The organism is Streptantibioticus ferralitis (genome assembly GCF_029223525.1).
GTDB classification, from domain to species: Bacteria; Actinomycetota; Actinomycetes; order Streptomycetales; family Streptomycetaceae; genus Streptantibioticus_A; species Streptantibioticus_A ferralitis.
Map to the genome: position 1 here is coordinate 167,221 of NZ_JARHTQ010000007.1, position 15,820 is coordinate 183,040.

General features: G+C 69.6%; 18 protein-coding genes, 1 tRNA gene and 2 pseudogenes. 9 read left to right on the forward strand and 12 right to left on the reverse strand.

The window, feature by feature from the left end; genetic code table 11:
* The first annotated feature begins 313 nt into the window (after window positions 1-313).
* From P2L57_RS13525 to P2L57_RS13535, 3 genes are all read left to right on the forward strand, one after another.
* A complete protein-coding gene (locus P2L57_RS13525) occupies window positions 314-562 on the forward strand; it encodes a hypothetical protein (RefSeq protein ID WP_275813391.1) in 249 nt (82 codons plus the stop codon).
* Window positions 549-1,946 (forward strand): amidase, encoded by a 1,398-nt coding sequence (locus tag P2L57_RS13530; protein WP_275813394.1) that lies wholly within the window; start codon window positions 549-551, stop codon window positions 1,944-1,946. The genes P2L57_RS13525 and P2L57_RS13530 overlap by 14 nt, the downstream gene beginning before the upstream one ends.
* A gap of 98 nt (window positions 1,947-2,044) precedes the next feature.
* Window positions 2,045-2,617, forward strand: a complete 573-nt coding sequence (locus P2L57_RS13535) for a TetR/AcrR family transcriptional regulator (protein ID WP_275813398.1) — start codon at window positions 2,045-2,047, stop codon at window positions 2,615-2,617.
* Window positions 2,618-2,681: 64 nt separating this feature from the next.
* Here P2L57_RS13535 and P2L57_RS13540 read toward each other — a convergent pair whose 3' ends face one another.
* The 3 genes from P2L57_RS13540 to P2L57_RS13550 form a co-directional block, all read right to left on the reverse strand.
* The gene (locus P2L57_RS13540; RefSeq protein WP_275813402.1) at window positions 2,682-3,293 is read right to left on the reverse strand and encodes a chloramphenicol phosphotransferase CPT family protein; all 612 of its coding nucleotides are present in this window, start codon (window positions 3,291-3,293) and stop codon (window positions 2,682-2,684) included.
* 142 nt (window positions 3,294-3,435) lie between these two features.
* Window positions 3,436-3,768 (reverse strand): thioredoxin, encoded by a 333-nt coding sequence (trxA, locus tag P2L57_RS13545; RefSeq protein WP_275813406.1) that lies wholly within the window; start codon window positions 3,766-3,768, stop codon window positions 3,436-3,438.
* Between the two features lie 2 nt (window positions 3,769-3,770).
* Window positions 3,771-4,163, reverse strand: a complete 393-nt coding sequence (locus P2L57_RS13550; protein ID WP_275813409.1) for a MerR family transcriptional regulator — start codon at window positions 4,161-4,163, stop codon at window positions 3,771-3,773.
* Between the two features lie 162 nt (window positions 4,164-4,325).
* On the opposite strand from P2L57_RS13550, the gene P2L57_RS13555 reads away from it, so the two are divergent.
* The 3 genes from P2L57_RS13555 to P2L57_RS13565 all read left to right on the forward strand — a co-directional run bounded on the left by P2L57_RS13555 (window position 4,326) and on the right by P2L57_RS13565 (window position 6,046).
* Entirely contained in the window at window positions 4,326-4,901 is a 576-nt protein-coding gene (locus tag P2L57_RS13555; RefSeq protein ID WP_275813412.1) for a hypothetical protein, read from the forward strand.
* A 52-nt stretch (window positions 4,902-4,953) separates the two neighbouring features.
* Window positions 4,954-5,026 (forward strand) — tRNA-Trp (locus P2L57_RS13560).
* Between the two features lie 180 nt (window positions 5,027-5,206).
* Entirely contained in the window at window positions 5,207-6,046 is an 840-nt protein-coding gene (locus P2L57_RS13565; RefSeq protein ID WP_275813416.1) for a glycoside hydrolase family 16 protein, read from the forward strand.
* Window positions 6,047-6,078: 32 nt separating this feature from the next.
* Here P2L57_RS13565 and P2L57_RS13570 read toward each other — a convergent pair.
* A pseudogene (locus P2L57_RS13570) lies at window positions 6,079-6,707 on the reverse strand (type III effector protein); the annotation flags it as partial.
* Window positions 6,708-6,727: 20 nt separating this feature from the next.
* On the opposite strand from P2L57_RS13570, the pseudogene P2L57_RS13575 reads away from it, so the two are divergent.
* Together P2L57_RS13575 and P2L57_RS13580 are read left to right on the forward strand one after the other, a co-directional pair.
* Window positions 6,728-7,027 (forward strand): annotated as a pseudogene (locus P2L57_RS13575) (Hsp20/alpha crystallin family protein); the annotation flags it as partial.
* Window positions 7,028-7,113: 86 nt separating this feature from the next.
* Window positions 7,114-7,545 (forward strand): DUF2267 domain-containing protein, encoded by a 432-nt coding sequence (locus P2L57_RS13580; RefSeq protein ID WP_275813419.1) that lies wholly within the window; start codon window positions 7,114-7,116, stop codon window positions 7,543-7,545.
* Window positions 7,546-7,638: 93 nt separating this feature from the next.
* Here P2L57_RS13580 and P2L57_RS13585 read toward each other — a convergent pair whose 3' ends face one another.
* Entirely contained in the window at window positions 7,639-7,899 is a 261-nt protein-coding gene (locus P2L57_RS13585; RefSeq protein WP_275813422.1) for a hypothetical protein, read from the reverse strand.
* 227 nt (window positions 7,900-8,126) lie between these two features.
* On the opposite strand from P2L57_RS13585, the gene P2L57_RS13590 reads away from it, so the two are divergent.
* On the forward strand, window positions 8,127-8,609 hold the full coding sequence (locus P2L57_RS13590; RefSeq protein ID WP_275813426.1) for an SDR family oxidoreductase: 483 nt from the start codon (window positions 8,127-8,129) through the stop codon (window positions 8,607-8,609).
* Here the strand turns inward: P2L57_RS13590 and pgm are convergent.
* The 7 genes from pgm to P2L57_RS13625 form a co-directional block, all read right to left on the reverse strand.
* Window positions 8,542-10,194 (reverse strand): phosphoglucomutase (alpha-D-glucose-1,6-bisphosphate-dependent), encoded by a 1,653-nt coding sequence (pgm, locus tag P2L57_RS13595; RefSeq protein WP_275813429.1) that lies wholly within the window; start codon window positions 10,192-10,194, stop codon window positions 8,542-8,544. The genes P2L57_RS13590 and pgm overlap by 68 nt on opposite strands.
* Window positions 10,195-10,556: 362 nt before the next feature.
* Window positions 10,557-10,820, reverse strand: a complete 264-nt coding sequence (locus P2L57_RS13600; RefSeq protein ID WP_275813432.1) for a UBP-type zinc finger domain-containing protein — start codon at window positions 10,818-10,820, stop codon at window positions 10,557-10,559.
* Between the two features lie 15 nt (window positions 10,821-10,835).
* Complete coding sequence (gene trxA / locus P2L57_RS13605; RefSeq protein WP_275813435.1) at window positions 10,836-11,288, reverse strand: thioredoxin; 453 nt, start codon at window positions 11,286-11,288, stop codon at window positions 10,836-10,838.
* 21 nt (window positions 11,289-11,309) lie between these two features.
* The gene (clpB, locus tag P2L57_RS13610) at window positions 11,310-13,946 is read right to left on the reverse strand and encodes an ATP-dependent chaperone ClpB (protein ID WP_275813440.1); all 2,637 of its coding nucleotides are present in this window, start codon (window positions 13,944-13,946) and stop codon (window positions 11,310-11,312) included.
* Window positions 13,937-14,335, reverse strand: coding sequence for a chaperone modulator CbpM (locus P2L57_RS13615; RefSeq protein ID WP_275813443.1), 399 nt, complete (start codon window positions 14,333-14,335; stop codon window positions 13,937-13,939). The genes clpB and P2L57_RS13615 overlap by 10 nt, the downstream gene beginning before the upstream one ends.
* A gap of 1 nt (window position 14,336) precedes the next feature.
* Window positions 14,337-15,296, reverse strand: coding sequence for a DnaJ C-terminal domain-containing protein (locus P2L57_RS13620; RefSeq protein ID WP_275813446.1), 960 nt, complete (start codon window positions 15,294-15,296; stop codon window positions 14,337-14,339).
* 4 nt (window positions 15,297-15,300) lie between these two features.
* The gene (locus tag P2L57_RS13625) at window positions 15,301-15,816 is read right to left on the reverse strand and encodes a nucleotide exchange factor GrpE (protein WP_275813449.1); all 516 of its coding nucleotides are present in this window, start codon (window positions 15,814-15,816) and stop codon (window positions 15,301-15,303) included.
* Window positions 15,817-15,820 lie beyond the last annotated feature (4 nt).

Here is a 15,820-nt window from a genome sequence, read left to right on the forward strand (position 1 = left end):
CGTGGATCGGGTGGACCGAGTCCCGGAACATCTGCCGTCGGCGAGCCGTGCGGGGGCGTGGTGTGGGTCATCTGGGTCTCTCCCCGGGGAACACGGCGTTCGCGGGCGGCGGGCGAGAAGTGCGCAAGCGGTGGGCAAGGGGCAGGGCACCTGCCTCCCGAGCAAGCTAAAGCACTTTATTTGCGTTAGTGGACCGCATGTCATACGCTCCACTAACACAAACGTTCCGCTTTTGCAGTTGGATGGACACCGCGAGCTCTGCGTCCAGAGAAGCTCCATGCCCAGAAGCTCCGTGTCCAGGAAGGGCGCTCTCATGACCACCGCAGATCTCTCCCCGGACGAGGCGGCCCGATGGGCTCTCCGGGCCGGGCTGCCACTTGAAGCCGGGCGGCCGGACACGGTGGCCGCCACCGCGAACCACATCCAGAACGTCATCGCCGTCCTCCGGGAGCTGGACTTCGGGGAAACCGCTCCGGCAGCGACGTACCAGGCCGCGTATGCCGCAGACGCTCTGCCGGATGCCGTAGCAGGAGCAGAGGAGCGGGCCGATGCGGCCGTATGAGCTGACGCTGGCCGACGCGGCGAAGGCGATCGCGTCAAGAGAACTCTCGCCCGTGGAACTGACCGACTCGGTGCTCGGGCGGATCGAGGCGGTGGAGGGACGTCTGGGAGCCTACGTCGCGGTCTTCGCGGACGCGGCACGCCACACGGCCGCGCGGGCGGAACGGGACATCGCCGCAGGTGGGTACCGGGGGCCGCTGCACGGCGTCCCGATGGGTCTCAAGGACCTCATCGACGTCGCGGGCCTGCCGACCACGGCGAGTTCCCGGGTGCGCGAGCACCATGTGGCCGTCAGGGACAGCGCGGTCGCGGCGCGGCTCCGGGACGCGGGTGCGGTCCTGCTGGGCAAGACCCACACCCATGAGTTCGCCTATGGACTGACGACTCCTCAGTCCCGTAACGCGTGGGCCGCGGACCGGGTGGCCGGTGGATCGAGCGGCGGTTCGGCGGTGGCGGTCGCGGCGGGTGCGGCGACCTTCGCCCTGGGCACGGACACCGGCGGCTCCATCCGGGTTCCCTCGGCGCTGAACGGCGTCGTGGGCCTCAAGCCCACCTACGGGCTCGTCTCCCGACATGGTGTGACGTCGCTGTCCTGGTCCCTGGACCATGTCGGCCCCATCACCCGTACGGTGGCGGACGCCGAACTCGTACTCGCCGCCCTCGTCGGGCCCGATCCGAGCGACCGGGCCGCGCTCGGTGAGCCGCCGACCGGCCACCCGCGCCGCACGGATGCGGACCTGACCGGGCTGCGGGTCGGCGTCCCCCGGAACTACTACTTCGAGCGGGTCGCACCCGAGGTGGCGGAGGCGGTCCACAGCGCCATCGTGCACCTGGGCGAACTCGGGGCCGAACTCGTAGCCGTCGACATACCGATGACCAAGTACATCCAGGCCACCCAGTGGGGGCTCATGGTTCCCGAGGCCACCGCCTACCACGAAGGAACACTGCGCTCGTCGCCCGAGCTGTACGCCCCCGACGTCCGCGTTCTGCTGGAGGCCGGCGAACTCGTCCTGGCGGGCGACTATCTGCGCGCGCAGCGCTCCCGCACGCTCATGCGGCGCGCGTGGGCGGAACTGTTCACCGCGGTCGACGTCATCGCCGCACCGGCCGTGACCTCCACCGCCGCCCGCAGCGACCAGCAGACGGTCGAATGGCCGGACGGAACGATGGAGAGCGTCTCCGACACCTACGTCAGGCTGTCCGCCCCGGCGAACATCACCGGCCTACCGTCGCTGTCCCTGCCCGTCGGCCTCGACAGCGCCGGGCTGCCCATAGGCATGCAACTCATCGGCAGACCGCTCGGCGAGGCCACGATCCTGCGCACCGGTCGCGCCTACGAGACGACCCGGGAGAGCGTCTCGCGGCTCGCCCCGATCGCGGTCTGACCTCGGTTCGACCGTCGATCCAGCCCCTGGCCGGATGCGTCAGGCCAGGGGCGGAGGGACCGCAGAGCCAAGCAATGATTTTGCGTTAAGGTGAGGGTATGAGCCCCAGACCATCCGTACGCCCAGGAGGACGCAGCGCCCGCGTTCAGCAATCGGTGCACACGGCTGTGCGCGAGCTCCAGGCCGAACGAGGCCGCCCCGACCTCACCGTGCCCCTGATCGCCGCGCGCGCCGGTGTCACCCCGTCGACGATCTACCGCCGTTGGGGAGACCTGAAGGAACTGCTGTCGGACGTCGCGGTGGAGCGGCTGCGCCCCGAGGCGCCCCCGGCCGATCTCGGCAGCCTGCGCGAGGACTTGGAGCACTGGGCCGTCTCCTTCCTTGAGGAGATGTCCTCGCCGGCGGGCCGCTGCTACATCCGCGACGCCCTCGCGGGCGATCCGGACGGAAGCAACGCCGGGCAGTGCTCCGCCTATGCCATCGAAGCGGTCGAGACCATCCTCGCCCGTGCGGCGCAGCGCGGCGAGCACGTACCGCCCACCGACGCCGTCATGGACCATGTCGTGGCGCCCATGATGTACCGCATCCTGTTCCGCCAGGGGCTCCTTGACCCGCAGTACGCCCGCGATCTGGTCGCCACCGTCTTCTACCGCCTGATGCCTCTGCCGTGAAACGGGAATGCGCCTCTCGGTCACGAGTGGGCGCACTTCCGCATAGCTCCTCACCGCCCGACGGCTAAGGGAGGAGCTGCGCCCTGAGGCGCTCGAACGCGGTGGGAGCCGGTCGCTGTGGCAGGAAGTCCCTGATCCGCCGAGCGCACTTGGCGGCGCTGGCGGTGGTGGTGTCGCACTCGATGTCGTACAGACCGTGGGCGTGGACCTGTGCCAACTGGCGTGCCGCAAGGCCGATCGGACGGTCGCCGCGCAGACGCTCGCGCCGCTCCAGCTCCTGGCGCGAACAGCGTACGCCGACCAGGACGACATCCTCGGGAGGGAACAGCCCAAGGCAGTCCAGCAGACGCCACTGCTCGCTCAGCACATGGTCCACCACCACGTGATTGCCGCCCGCGGCCATACCGGCGACCGCGCGGTGGAATCCCATCCACGTACGCCGAAGCACATCGGGCAACTGGTCCGGGGCCAACTCACGGCGAGACCGCATGGCGTGGAAGGCGTCCACGGGCAGATGGAAGTACGGCTCGTCCAGAACCCGGAGCAGTTCCTTGGCGATACTCGACTTCCCGGAGCTGGACGTCCCGTTCAAGAAGATGATCTGGCCGCGCTGATGCACCGCGGAGCCAGCTTCGAACTCGGCCCGACCGAGGGCGCTTTCACCGACTCCAGGCATCCTGGCTCCTTCGCGGTTGGCCGAACGATGCTCGATCATCGCGCAATTCGCGGGAGCGTGACCCGCACGGACGGCTTCCCCGTGGCCAGCGGGCCAGTGGCGTGGACGACTTGATCGTCCCGCCGGACAGGTGCTCATGCCCTTACAGCACGTCTTCCAGTTCCTTGCGCAGACGCCGCTTGGGCCTGGCGCCGACCATCGACTTCACCGGCTCGCCGCCGCGGAAGAGGATGAGCGTGGGCGCCGACAGCACACCGTACGCGATCATCGTCTCGGGATTGGTGTCCGTGTCGATCTGTACCACCTTGATCCGGTCGCCGTTCTCCGCAGCGAGCGCACTCAGCACCGGAGCCAGCTGCCGACACGGGCCGCACCAGTCGGCGGTGAACTCCACCAGCACTGGAAGGTCCGCCTTCAGCACCACGTCGGCGAAGTTCGCGTCGGTGACCTCGTCCAAACCTGCTGCCTTGATCATCGTCATCCTCTCAGTTCGCACCGCGGCTCCGGCCCACCCGGCAACTCCGCCTCGGCCCTCAACAACTGCGCACCCACTTGGTCGCGCACCGCCCCCAACTCACCTATCAGCACATCGAGTTCGGCAAGCTTCCTGCGGTACACATCGAGCGAGGCCGGACAGGAGTCCCCGGCCGGATGTCCCGCCTGCAGGCACTCCACAAACGGCCGGGTCTCCTCAAGGCCGAACCCGAAGTCCTGCAGCGTGCGGATCTGCCGCACGAGCCGCAGATCGCCGTCGCCGTACACGCGGTATCCGTTGACCGCACGACGGGCAGGGAGCAACCCACGGGACTCGTAGTAACGCAGAGTCCGGGTGCTGACCCCTGCCCGCTCCGCAAGTTCGCCGATGCGCATGGCTCTGACGCTAGACCTTGACGCCTACGTCAAGGCAAAGAGGGCTCGCACGGGGCCCGTAGGTGAGCAGCGGATGGAGGCAGAGCGCCCACGCCCGAGTTCGGCCGCGCACTCCGCTGCGGCACGAAGGTAGTTCCGCGGATCTCCTCAAGAATCTCGGAGTTGACGGATACCTACCGCGGCGACGTCACCAGCCAGTGTGGGAAGGCAGCGAAAAGCCGCTGGTGTGGCCGCGTTGATTCAGACAAGCTGCGGCGCATGGACTGGATGCCACTGCTCTCCACACTGACCGGTGCCCTTATCGGAATCACCGCCACCTTGACCGCCGATCGCAACCGATGGCGGCGCGAGGAGTCCCGTCACGCGCTGGAACTGCGGCGCGAGGTGTACACGGAGTACGTCTCCGCGCTGAAAGCGACCGGTGAGGAGATCCGGGCCGTCGCATTGGGCGATCACATGTCCGAGTCGGCGCGTGACGCGGCCGTGCGGGAAGCCTTCCGCAGCACCGGCGTGTACACGGCCAGCGAACGCCTTTGGCTCGTAGGGCCGCCGCAGGTCGTGGCGGCCGGAAACGAGGCATTTCACGGCCTGCGCCGGATACGCGACGCATACGCCCGGGGGGTGGCTGTCGGCTCCGACGAGGATGCCCCTCTGATCGCACAGCGTCGCACGGCCATGGCGCGGATGCGCGACCTCATGCGTGAGGACCTGGGCATCGGGCCGCTTGGGATCGAATGACCGTACGGCTCCGTTGGAACGGAACGGTGGTTCTTCGTCGGCCCGCATCCGTTGGTTCGTAGCTCAATTGGTAGAGCAACGGTCTCCAAAGCCGTGAGGGGCAGGTTCGAATCCTGCCGAGGCAGCCGGCACCCGGTGCGGCGACCATGCTCGTCCGCACCACGCGCCGCACGCTGCCGCCCGGGGCACGCCGGCAATCGTGGCAACCAGCTACCCGATGCACCTTCCACCACCGCACTACGCCTACGGAATTACCGTCTGGCGACCGACGAGAGCGGTAGGACCCCGACTTTGCGAGGTGCCGCATGCGCCGAATCGCCGCGATCGGTCTCGCGATTTCCGCCTTGCTCGGCATGGGCGCCGCGCCAGCGCGAGGGGCGTCAGCACGGCCTGGCTTCCACCTGATCTTCGCTGACGGTTTCAACTCGCCCACGAAGCTGGGCTCGTTCTCCGGCTGTGACAACAACGTGGACACCCCGCAGGCCTATTGCTCCGGCCTCACCGGGGCCATGCGGGAGAACTGGTGGGCGTACCCGGCGGGTTGGCCGGACACCGCTACGCAGCGGGGCTATCCGGTCGGCGGATACTACGACCCGGCCGCCACCTTGTGGGTGAGCCCCGGTCCTTGGGGCGATGGCCAGTTGCACATCCGAATGTGGCGCGGCGCCGCCGGACCCGTCCACTCCGCGGCGGTCGTTCCCAAGCGGCTCATGGGGCTGCGGTACGGCAAGGTCGAGGAACGCTTCCGCGTGTCCACAGCAGCGCCGGGCTACAAGTCCGCGCACCTGCTCTGGCCGGACAGCGCCACCGCCTGCCCGAACTGCGAGGAGGACTTTCCTGAGGGCAACTGGAACGGCGCCATCTACGCCTTCGCCCATCACAAGAACAGCATCGGCGGCGACCAGGACGCCTACAGTTCGGGCGCCACGTTCATGTCCTGGCACACCAGCGACATCATCTGGCAGCCGGGCAGTGTCACCTTCGAACTCGACGGCAAGGTGATCGGCCGTTCGACCACCGCCGTTCCGAATGCGGACATGTCCTGGATCATCCAGAACGAATCCGCGCTGGGTGGGCCATCCGCCGCCCCCAACACCTGGGCGCAACTGGACGTGACGTACGTCAAGGGGTGGTCCTGGCCGTGAACGGCCTTGGCACGACGAGCCGTTCCGTCGCCGCGGCGCTGGTGGTCGCTGTCCTGACGGAGCTGGTCGGCTCGTTGGGTTATGCCGTCGACGCGGGCCGCGAGGTCGGGGTGGCCGTGCTGCGGATGGGCGCGGGCGTCGGCCAGGGGGCCGATGAGGTTGGCGGCGTCGTCGTCGGCCTGGGCGCGGGCCAGGCTTCCGATCGGGGCGCGAGCCTCGGCGGGGACGTCGGTCAGGGCGGTGATCTGGCCGGCGAGTCGGCGCAGCTCGGCCGCGTTGCCGCGGGCCCATGCGGTGACGGTGCGGTCGTCGGCTCGTCGGCTCGGCGGTCCCGGGTGGCCTTGACGCGTTGTTCGGCCGTGGTGCCGACGTCGCCCGGGCGTAGGCGCACGTAACGGCGTGCTGCGGCCTGACGGCTGGTGACGCCGAGGGGGTGAGCTGGGTCCGCCCGGCTGGCGCCCGCTGCGCGAGCCGCCTCGATCAGGGTCGGTTCCCAGCCGGCCAGCGGGTGGCGCACCTCGCGCAGCAGGAGAAGGGCGGCCGGTGCCTGCTCACGGCTGCTGGCGTCGGCGCCAGGACGCTCATCGGCCTCCGCCGTGTGGGCGGCGCTGACGGCATGGTCGATGGAGCTCGGCGCCGCGCCGGCGGCGAGCAGGGACACGGGGGTGGGCTGCGCGGGCCGACCTGCCCGGCGTGTCCCCGGACGCGAGCGACATCGACGTCGAGCGGAACATACTGACCGTGAAGGCGGAGCGCCCACCGGTCGCCAAGGCGGACAGCGTACAGATGGAGCTGTCCGAACGTCCTCTCGGTGTCTGCTCCCGCCGGCTCGTGCTGGCCGATAGCCTCGATGTCGACAACATCAAGGCCGAGTACGACGCAGGTGTCCTGACTCTGCGCATCCCGGTCGCCGAGCGCGGCAAGCCCCGCAAGATCGCCGTTGGTGCTGGGACCACCGCGCACGAGCAGATCAGCGGCTGAGGCAGGCCCCCGCCCGCACAGCACGCGGAGGGCGGCAGTCCCCTCCCCTTCGGCCCGCCCTCCGCGCACCATGAAGGGGGAGCGCGATGCATCTGACACAGGAGGCGTTCCTGGCAGCGGTCCAGGAGCGTGGTGAGTACCCCTCGCAGCAGGAAGCGGAACGGGCAGCCCGAGTTGTCCTCGCCCTGCTGGGCGCCCATGTCGTCGGCCAGGAGAGAGCCGAGCTCGCGGCCCGGCTGCCCGAAACATACGCCCTGATCCTGCTCAACCCGCTGCAGGCCGCCGAGCCGCTCGGTCCCGAGCGGTTCGTCCGAGCCACTGCGGCATGGATCGAGGGGGCCACTGAGGAGACGGCCAAATGGGACACCGGTGCGGTGCTGAGCGTGGTCGCCGACGCCGCCGGTGAAGATCTCATGCACCGCGTCCTGCTTCAGCTACCCCCCGGCTACGACCTCCTCTTCGGCCACCCCGACCGGCATGAGGCCGACAGTCGGCAACCCGGGGAACGAGGGGCTTAGGCAGCCCAGGGAATGACGGGAGCGGCAGCCCGAAGGATCGGCGGGAGCCGCGGTAGGTCCCGCCGATCCTCGCGTTCGCTTGGCGAACTTGCCTTACCTGCCGCGGGGCTCGTCGCGGGGCGGCCAGTTGGCCTGGCGTAGTACGGCGACGGCCTGGAGCAGATCGGGGGTTCGGGTGACGTGGACGCCGCGGGTGGTGTGGACTTCCCATGTCCCGGTGTCGTTCGCTCGGGCGGTTCCCAGCGGAACGGGATGGGTGATGTCGGTGAGGTCGCTGATGGCTATCGTGCCGTCCGTCGCGGCGGTCCCGTAGGTGCGGCCCATGCACTTGACGGTGGTGGCCAGCGGCGTCATCCCGGTGTGCCTGCGGACTTTGGAGGGCGGTTGGCGGCGGTGTTCCCGGCGCGGATGAGGCAGATCATCGCTCGGCCATGACTTTCGGTCGTCACGTGAATTCGCACAGTGACTATATCACTGCCGGTTGGGGGAGTTCCTCGTGGTTCAGGTCTCGGTGGTGAGGCCCGGTCTGGGGGGAGACGACGAAGGGGGCCGATCGCTACAGGTCGAGAGAGGTGCCGAAGATGGGCGAGCGGTTCACGGGCAAGGTGGCGCCGGCGACCGGGGGGAGCCGCGGGATCGGCGCGGCGGTCCCCACTCGCCTGGCACAGGAGGGCGCCTCGGTGGTGATCGGGTGCCGGGACAACCGGGCCGCGGCCCATGAGTCGGTGTCCCGTCTGACCACGGACGGCGCCCGGGCGGTCGAGGTGCAGGCGGATGTGGCCGATCCCGAGCGGTGGACCGCCACTGGCATGGCCGCCGAGAACGCCGAGTCGTACCAGCGTCCGGGGCTGGAGCTGCCGACCGGCAAGTGGCTGGAGGCGCAGGTGGCGTTGGGGCGGTTTGCGGAGCCCGCCGAGACAGCGCCCGCGTTCGCCTTCCTGGCCAGTGACGACGCCTCCTCCCGGGCCGCACCCTCGCCGTCGACGGCGGCTTCTTCTAGGCGCCGGGGCGGCTGCCCATGGCGGCGGTCACCAGCGCCCTGGCCTCTTCCTGGACGCGGCTGAGGTGGTCAGGGCCGAGGAAGGACTCGGCGTAGATCTTGTATATGTCCTCGGTGCCGGAGGGGCGGGCGGCGAACCACGCGTGCTCGGTGGTCACCTTGATACCGCCGATCGGCGCGCTGTTGCCGGGTGCCTTGGTGAGAACGGCGGTGATCGGCTCGCCCGCGAGGGTGTCCGCCGTCAGTTGCCCGGGGGAGAGTCGGGAGAGTGCGGCCTTCTGCTCGCGCGAGGCGGGCTGGTCGATCCGGGCGTAGGCGGGCGCTCCGAAGCGTCCGGTGAGCGTCGCGTAGTGCTGGGACGGGGACTTGCCGGTCACCGCGGTGATCTCGGAGGCGAGCAGAGCGAGGATGATTCCGTCCTTGTCGGTCGTCCATACCGATCCGTCACGGCGCAGGAAGGAGGCACCGGCTGACTCCTCGCCGCCGAAGCCGAGCGAACCGTCCAACAGACCGTCGACGAACCACTTGAAGCCGACCGGCACTTCGACGAGCTCGCGCCCCAACTCCGCGGCCACACGGTCGATCATGCTGGAGGACACCAGGGTCTTGCCGACGCCCGCGGTACGGGACCACTGCTCGCGGTGCGAGTACAGGTACGAGATGGCCACGGCGAGGTAGTGGTTGGGGTTCATCAGAGCGGCATCCGGGGTGACGATGCCGTGCCGGTCGGCGTCGGCGTCGTTGCCGGTGGCCACCTGGTACGCGTCGCGCTGGTCGATCAGTGAGGCCATCGCATGGGGCGAGGAGCAGTCCATGCGGATCTTGCCGTCCCAGTCCAGCGTCATGAAGCGCCAGGTGGGGTCGACCAGTGGATTGACCACGGTCAGGTTCAGCCGGTGGCGCTCTGCGATCCGGCCCCAGTAGGCGACCGACGCGCCACCCATGGGATCCGCGCCGATGCGCACGCCCGCCGAGCTCACGGCGCTGACATCGACCACGGCGGGCAGGTCGTCGACGTAGCGGTTCAGGAAGTCGTATCGGCCGGTCGCCGGCGCGGACAGGGCGCGGGCGTAAGGGATCCGCCGTACGCCCTTGAGGCCGCCTGCGATCAGTTCGTTGGCCCGGTCCTGGATCCACGCTGTCGTCGCCGAGTCGGCCGGGCCGCCGTTCGGCGGGTTGTACTTGAAGCCGCCGTCCGCCGGCGGATTGTGGGACGGCGTGACCACCACACCGTCCGCGAGGCCGCCGGTACGGCCGCGGTTGTGGGTGAGGATGGCGTGTGAAACGGCCGGTGTGGGGGTGTAGCCGTCGGCGCTGTCGATGAGCACGGTGACGTCGTTGGCGACGAGTACCTCCAGGGCGCTCACCTTCGCCGGCTCGGACAGTGCGTGGGTGTCGGCGCCGAGGAAGAGCGGGCCGTCCGTACCGCGCATTGACCGGTAGTCGCAGATCGCCTGGCTCGTCGCTGTGATGTGGTCCTCGTTGAACGCCGTGGCCAGCGACGACCCCCGGTGGCCTGAGGTGCCGAAGACCACGCGCTGGGATGGTTCGGCGGGATCCGGATGCAGGGCGTAGTACGCCGTCACCAGCCGTGCGACATCCACCAGGTCTTCCGGCTGCGCGGGCTGTCCGGCTCGTTCGTGCGGCATCTCGGCTCCTCCCGATCCGGCCCTCTCATCGCGACGTGTACGTGCGGTGGCGCCCGGCCGGGCCGGAGCCGTGTCCATACTCCACCCCTGCCGGACCCGGAGCGACCAGTTCTGGCCTTCTGGCCTTCTGGCCGACTCCGTTCTCGGGACCGCCGCTGCCCTCAACGGAGCAGGTCGAACAGGCTGAGGACCTGCTCCCGGTACGCAGTGAGCGGGTGAGTGCGGTCCGGAGCGACGACCCCCCCGCATCCGGAGTCGCCCGTGGATCAGGTGTAGGCCATCGCGCCCTCGCCGATGGCGGAGGCGCACGGCGTCACCGCTGCCCATGACGGCTCCCTCGCGCCTGTCCGGTGCTTGGCGGCTCACACGAACGCCTCATGCGTGTAGCACCAGCGCCAGTTCTCCCCCGGTTGCAGCGAACGGACGATGGGGTGTCCGATGGCGGCGGCGTGCCCCCTGGCGTGCTGCCCCGGCGACGAGTCGCAGCAGCCCACATGCCCGCAGGTGAGGCAGAGGCGCAGGTGCACCCAGTCCATGCCTAGCCTGAGGCACTCCTCGCATCCGTTCGGAGTCCTCGGAACGACGTTGCGCACCAGGCTCAGATGGGGGTCGTGAAGGACAGTCATGGTTGCCTCCGGGTGTCATGCGGGCTGGGTGCGGCCGGCGAGGGTCTTCTCCACCCAGTCCCGCAGTATGTTGGGTGGTGCGGCGCCGGTCTGCCGCGAGATCTCCTTGCCCCGGTCGAGGATGAGCAGGGTCGGTATCGCCTGTACACCGAACCGCTGCTGCAGTTGCGGGGACTTGTCCACGTCCACCTTGACCAGCTTGATCCGGCCGGCCATCTCCCGCGCGACCCGTTCCAGCGCGGGGCTGACCATCCGGCACGGGCCGCACCAGGTCGCCCACAGGTCCACCAGGACCGGGAGCGTTGACTGTTCGGCGATCTCGGCGAAGTCCTGGCTGTCGGCGTCGGCGATCCACGGCAGCGGCTGGTGGCAGTTGCCGCACCTGGGACTGCCCTGCGCGGCGGCTGGAATCCGGTTGGCCCTACCGCAGTTCTCGCAGCTGACGGTCTGCGTCCGTGTGCCGCTCATGACACCTCCTGACGACCGCGATCACGCGGCCCTGGCTTGTTGCCGCGTGGCATCGGGGATCTCCACCACCAACTCGCCGTCGCGAGCGGTGACCACCACCGTGACCCCCTCCCGGATCTGGCCGCGGATCAGGGCACGGCCGATCTTGGTCTCCACCTCATGCGAGATGAAGCGGCGCAGTGGCCGGGCTCCGAAAACGGGGTCGAAGCCCTCCTGGGCGATGAGGCGGCGGCCCTTCTCGGTCAGCTCCAGGGAGATCTGCTGGTCTGCCAGCCGCTTGCGCAGCTCGTCGAAGAGCAGGTCGACGATCCGTTCGATCTCGGGGAGGCCGAGTGGCCGGAAGAGCACCACGTCGTCCACCCGGTTGAGGAACTCGGGCCGGAAGTGGGCGTGCAGCTCGGCCATGACCAACTCCCGCACCTCGGGCTTGATCTCGCCGCCCGCGGTGGCGTCCTGCAACAGGTGCTGGGAGCCGAGGTTGGAGGTCATGATGATGACCGTGTTGCGGAAGTCGACGGTGTGCCCCTGGGAGTCGGTGATCCGGCCGTCGTCCAACACCTGCAGCAAGGTGTTGAAGACGTCCGCATGCGCCTTCTCGATCTCGTCGAAGAGCACCACGGAGTACGGCTTGCGGCGCACCGCCTCGGTCAGCTGGCCGCCCTCCTCGTATCCGACGTAGCCGGGGGGCGCTCCGAGCAGGCGGCTGACGGTGTGCTTCTCCTGGTACTCGCTCATGTCGAGGCGGATCATGGCGTCCTCGCTGTCGAACAGCGCGGCGGCCAGCGTCTTGGCGAGTTCGGTCTTGCCCACGCCGGTCGGTCCCAGGAAGATGAACGAGCCGATGGGCCGACGCGGGTCGCGGATCCCGGAGCGGGCCCGGATGACGGCGTCGGCGACCAGCTGTACGGCCTCGTCCTGGCCGATGACCCGCTCCCGCAGGATCTCGTCCAGACGCAGCAGCTTCTCCCGCTCGCCCTCCTGCAGCCGGGCCACCGGGATGCCGGTCCAGGCGGCGACGATCTCGGCGATCTCGTCCTCGGTGACCACCTCGGGCAGCAGCCGCTGTTCGCCCTGTTTGGCGGCGAGTTGCTGCTCCTCGGCGGCGAGTTTGCGTTCCAGTTCGGCGATCTTCCCGTAACGGAGTTCGGCGGCCCGGTTCAAGTCGTAGTGCCGCTCGGCCTCTTCGGCCTCGTGACGGGCCTGTTCCAGCTCCTGGCGCAGTTCCTGGACGCGCCGGATGGCCTGCCGCTCGGCGTCCCACTGCGCGTGCTTGGCGTCCGCTTCGGCCCGCAGATCGGCCAGTTCGCGGCGGAGTTCCGCAAGCCGGGCCTTGCTGGCCGGATCGTCCTCCTTGGACAGTGCGGCCTCCTCGATCTCCAGCCGGGTGACTCGACGGGTGAGCTCGTCCAACTCGGCCGGCAGGGAGTCGATTTCCGTGCGCAGCCGCGCGCAGGCCTCGTCGACCAGGTCGATCGCCTTGTCCGGGAGGAACCGGTCGGTGATGTAGCGGTGGCTGAGGGTCGCCGCGGCGACCAGGGCGGTGTCCTGGATCTTGACGCCGTGGAAGACCTCAAGGCGTTCGCGTAGCCCCCGCAGGATGGAGATGGTGTCCTCGACGCTGGGTTCGTCCACCATCACCGGCTGGAAGCGCCGCTCCAGTGCCGCGTCGGACTCGACGTGCTTGCGGTACTCGTCCAGTGTGGTGGCGCCGATCATGTGCAACTCGCCGCGGGCCAGCATCGGTTTGAGCATGTTGCCCGCGTCCATCGCGCCCTCGGCCGCGCCCGCTCCGACCACGGTGTGGAGCTCGTCCACGAAGAGCAGGATCCGGCCCTCGGCGGCCTTCACCTCCGCCAGTACCGCCTTGAGGCGCTCCTCGAACTCGCCGCGGTACTTGGCACCCGCCACCAACGACCCCATGTCCAGCGCGAATATGGTCTTGTCGCGCAGGCCTTCGGGGATGTCCCCGCGCACGATGCGCTGTGCGAGGCCCTCGACGATGGCCGTCTTGCCGACGCCGGGGTCGCCGATGAGGACGGGGTTGTTCTTCGTCTTGCGGCTGAGGATCTGGATCACCCGGCGGATCTCCGCGTCACGGCCGATCACCGGGTCGAGTTTTCCTGCCTCGCCCTCGGCGACGAGGTCCCGGCCGTACTTCTCCAGCGCCTCGTACGCGCCTTCCGGAGTCGCGGAGGTCACCCGCTGGGCGCCGCGTACCTCGGTCAGCGCGGACAGGAAGGTTTCCCTGGTGACGTTGTGCTCCTTCAGACGGCGCCCGGCCTGGGTGGATGTGCCCTCGTCGATCATCGCCAGGATCAGGTGTTCCACCGAGACGTACTCGTCCTTCAGCCGCTTCGCCTCGCGGTCGGCGGCGTCGAGCAGCCGGGCGAGCCGCTGGGTGACGTACACCTGTCCCGGCGTGGCGCCCGGGCCGGTGACCTTGGGGCGCTTCTTCAAGTCGTCGCGTACATCTGCCGGCAGCGCGTCGAGGCTGGCGCCGCACCGCTCCAGCAGGCGCGGTACGAGGCCGTCGACCTGGGTGATCAGGGCGAGCAGCAGATGTTCGCCGTCGACCTCGGTGTGGCCCATCTCCGTCGCCGTGGTCTGTGCTTCCTGCAGCGCTTCCTGGGACTTCTGGGTGAGACGGTTCATGTCCACGGCGGTCCACTCCTTGGCTGTCCGATGGGCGCGTCGGCCTGGGGATGGGCGGCGTTCGCGCGGCGCAATGCGGCCTCCAACGACTCGATCCGGTCCAGGAGGTCCATGACCAGCCCGATCGCGGCGTAGTTGAGGCAGAGCCCGGTTCGTAGTCGTTGGACGCGGGCGATGGCGGCGGGCGCGCTCGCGGTGAACCAGAGTTCTCCGGAGGCGTCCCGGGCGGCGTCCACCAGGCTCAGTGCGACGAACCGGCGGACGAGGTCGGGGTGCAGGCCGCTGCGGCGGGCGACGACGTCCAAGCTGAGCCGGTACGGGCGGGTCAGCGGGTAGTGGATCGCTGCCGCCTCTCGTGCGCGTTGCGCCGCGGCCGGCGTGGGGCGCAGGCCCATCTCAATGCCTCCTCGGGTCGAAGGTCGATACGGCGGCCAGCTCCTCGAGCAGCTCCTTCTCCCTGGGAGTCGGCGAGGGCGGGACCACTATGCGGATGTGGGCGTACAGGTCGCCTGGGGTGCCCTTCGGGTTGGGCATGCCCTCCCCGCGCAGTCGCAGTTGGCGGCCGCTGGAGGAACCGGGAGGGACGGTGACCTTGGCGGTGCCGCTCGGTGTCGTCAGCGGCACGGTCGCGCCCAACGCCGCCTCCCACGGGGCCACCGGCAGGTCGACGTGGATGTCGCGTCCGGACAGCCGGTACCGCTTGTGGGGGAGGATCTTCACCCTCAGGTAGAGGTCGCCCGCGGGACCGTCGCCCGTGCCTTGTCCGCCCTGTCCGGCGAGCCGGACCCGCTGGCCGTCGACCACACCGGGCGGAATGTTCACCTCGTAGGTGCGCGGGTGGTCCGGGCCGCCGAGGGGCACCCGCCGCTTGCCGCCGCGGTGCGCCTCCTCCACAGTGAGCCGGAGCTCGGCCTCCTGATCGGCGCCGGGCATCGGGCCAGGCGCGCCGCGTCCGCCGAACATGCCGCTGAACAGGTCCTCGATGTTGATTCCGGCGCCTTCGAAGCCTTCGCCACCGGTCCAGACCCGAGCCCCGCCCCCGCCGGGCGCGCCGCCGGTGGACCAACGGACCCGTCCGCCGCGGCCGCCACCGAATCCGGCGCCTGCGGCGACCCGCTCGTCGTAGTCTTCCGGGATCTGCCGGAAGTCCGGACCGAAACGGTCGTACCGTGCGCGGGTCTTCGGGTCGGACAGCACCTGGTACGCCTCGTTGATCTCCTTGAACCGCTCTTCGGCTGCCGGGTCGCGGTTGATGTCCGGGTGGTGCCGGCGGGCGAGCTTGCGGAAGGCCTGCTGGATCTCGTCCGCGCTCGCATTGCGCGACACACCCAGCACCTCGTAGTAATCGCGCGCCATGCCGTCACTCCTGTTTCCGGCTCACGGCCACGGCAGCCGGCCGAAGCTGCTGCCGATCGGGGTCGCCGTATCCGGGCCGCAGCACACGAACCACGGTGCCCGGCGCGGTGCCCGGCTCGTCGACCACGGTGACCACCTCGTGCCGAGCGGGGTCGAACGGCACATCCGTCTCGTCGTGCCGCGGATAACCGAGGTCCCGAAGGATCTGCACGGCCAGGTCGCGCACCGCCCGTACTCCCTGGACTACGGAGCTCGGGTCGGCCTCGGCGTGCGAGAGCGCCAGTTCGAGGTTGTCGACCACCGGCAGCCAGGCGGCGGCGAGCCGGCCGCGTTCGGCCTCCCGCACCTGATCCAACTCACGGATGTGGCGCTTGCGTTGGTTGTCCAGCTCGGCCATCGCCCGCCGCCAGCGGTCGTCCAGCTCCTCGACGGTGGGGGTGGCAGCCGAGCCCTCGTCCTGGCCGGTCGGCGGTTCCACTGCCGGTTCGTCCGGCCGGTGCTGGTCCTCGTGCTGGGACATGGCG

What these genes read in the sequence shown, in the direction of transcription:
- P2L57_RS13525 (WP_275813391.1), top strand. Translation starts at nt 314, where the DNA reads ATGACCACCGCAGATCTCTCCCCGGACGAGGCGGCCCGATGGGCTCTC.
- P2L57_RS13530 (WP_275813394.1), top strand. Translation starts at nt 549, where the DNA reads ATGCGGCCGTATGAGCTGACGCTGGCCGACGCGGCGAAGGCGATCGCG.
- P2L57_RS13535 (WP_275813398.1), top strand. Translation starts at nt 2,045, where the DNA reads ATGAGCCCCAGACCATCCGTACGCCCAGGAGGACGCAGCGCCCGCGTT.
- P2L57_RS13540 (WP_275813402.1), bottom strand. Translation starts at nt 3,293, where the DNA reads ATGCCTGGAGTCGGTGAAAGCGCCCTCGGTCGGGCCGAGTTCGAAGCT.
- trxA (WP_275813406.1), bottom strand. Translation starts at nt 3,768, where the DNA reads ATGATCAAGGCAGCAGGTTTGGACGAGGTCACCGACGCGAACTTCGCC.
- P2L57_RS13550 (WP_275813409.1), bottom strand. Translation starts at nt 4,163, where the DNA reads ATGCGCATCGGCGAACTTGCGGAGCGGGCAGGGGTCAGCACCCGGACT.
- P2L57_RS13565 (WP_275813416.1), top strand. Translation starts at nt 5,207, where the DNA reads ATGCGCCGAATCGCCGCGATCGGTCTCGCGATTTCCGCCTTGCTCGGC.
- P2L57_RS13580 (WP_275813419.1), top strand. Translation starts at nt 7,114, where the DNA reads ATGCATCTGACACAGGAGGCGTTCCTGGCAGCGGTCCAGGAGCGTGGT.
- P2L57_RS13585 (WP_275813422.1), bottom strand. Translation starts at nt 7,899, where the DNA reads ATGACGCCGCTGGCCACCACCGTCAAGTGCATGGGCCGCACCTACGGG.
- P2L57_RS13590 (WP_275813426.1), top strand. Translation starts at nt 8,127, where the DNA reads ATGGGCGAGCGGTTCACGGGCAAGGTGGCGCCGGCGACCGGGGGGAGC.
- pgm (WP_275813429.1), bottom strand. Translation starts at nt 10,194, where the DNA reads ATGCCGCACGAACGAGCCGGACAGCCCGCGCAGCCGGAAGACCTGGTG.
- P2L57_RS13600 (WP_275813432.1), bottom strand. Translation starts at nt 10,820, where the DNA reads ATGACTGTCCTTCACGACCCCCATCTGAGCCTGGTGCGCAACGTCGTT.
- trxA (WP_275813435.1), bottom strand. Translation starts at nt 11,288, where the DNA reads ATGAGCGGCACACGGACGCAGACCGTCAGCTGCGAGAACTGCGGTAGG.
- P2L57_RS13615 (WP_275813443.1), bottom strand. Translation starts at nt 14,335, where the DNA reads ATGGGCCTGCGCCCCACGCCGGCCGCGGCGCAACGCGCACGAGAGGCG.
- P2L57_RS13620 (WP_275813446.1), bottom strand. Translation starts at nt 15,296, where the DNA reads ATGGCGCGCGATTACTACGAGGTGCTGGGTGTGTCGCGCAATGCGAGC.
- P2L57_RS13625 (WP_275813449.1), bottom strand. Translation starts at nt 15,816, where the DNA reads ATGTCCCAGCACGAGGACCAGCACCGGCCGGACGAACCGGCAGTGGAA.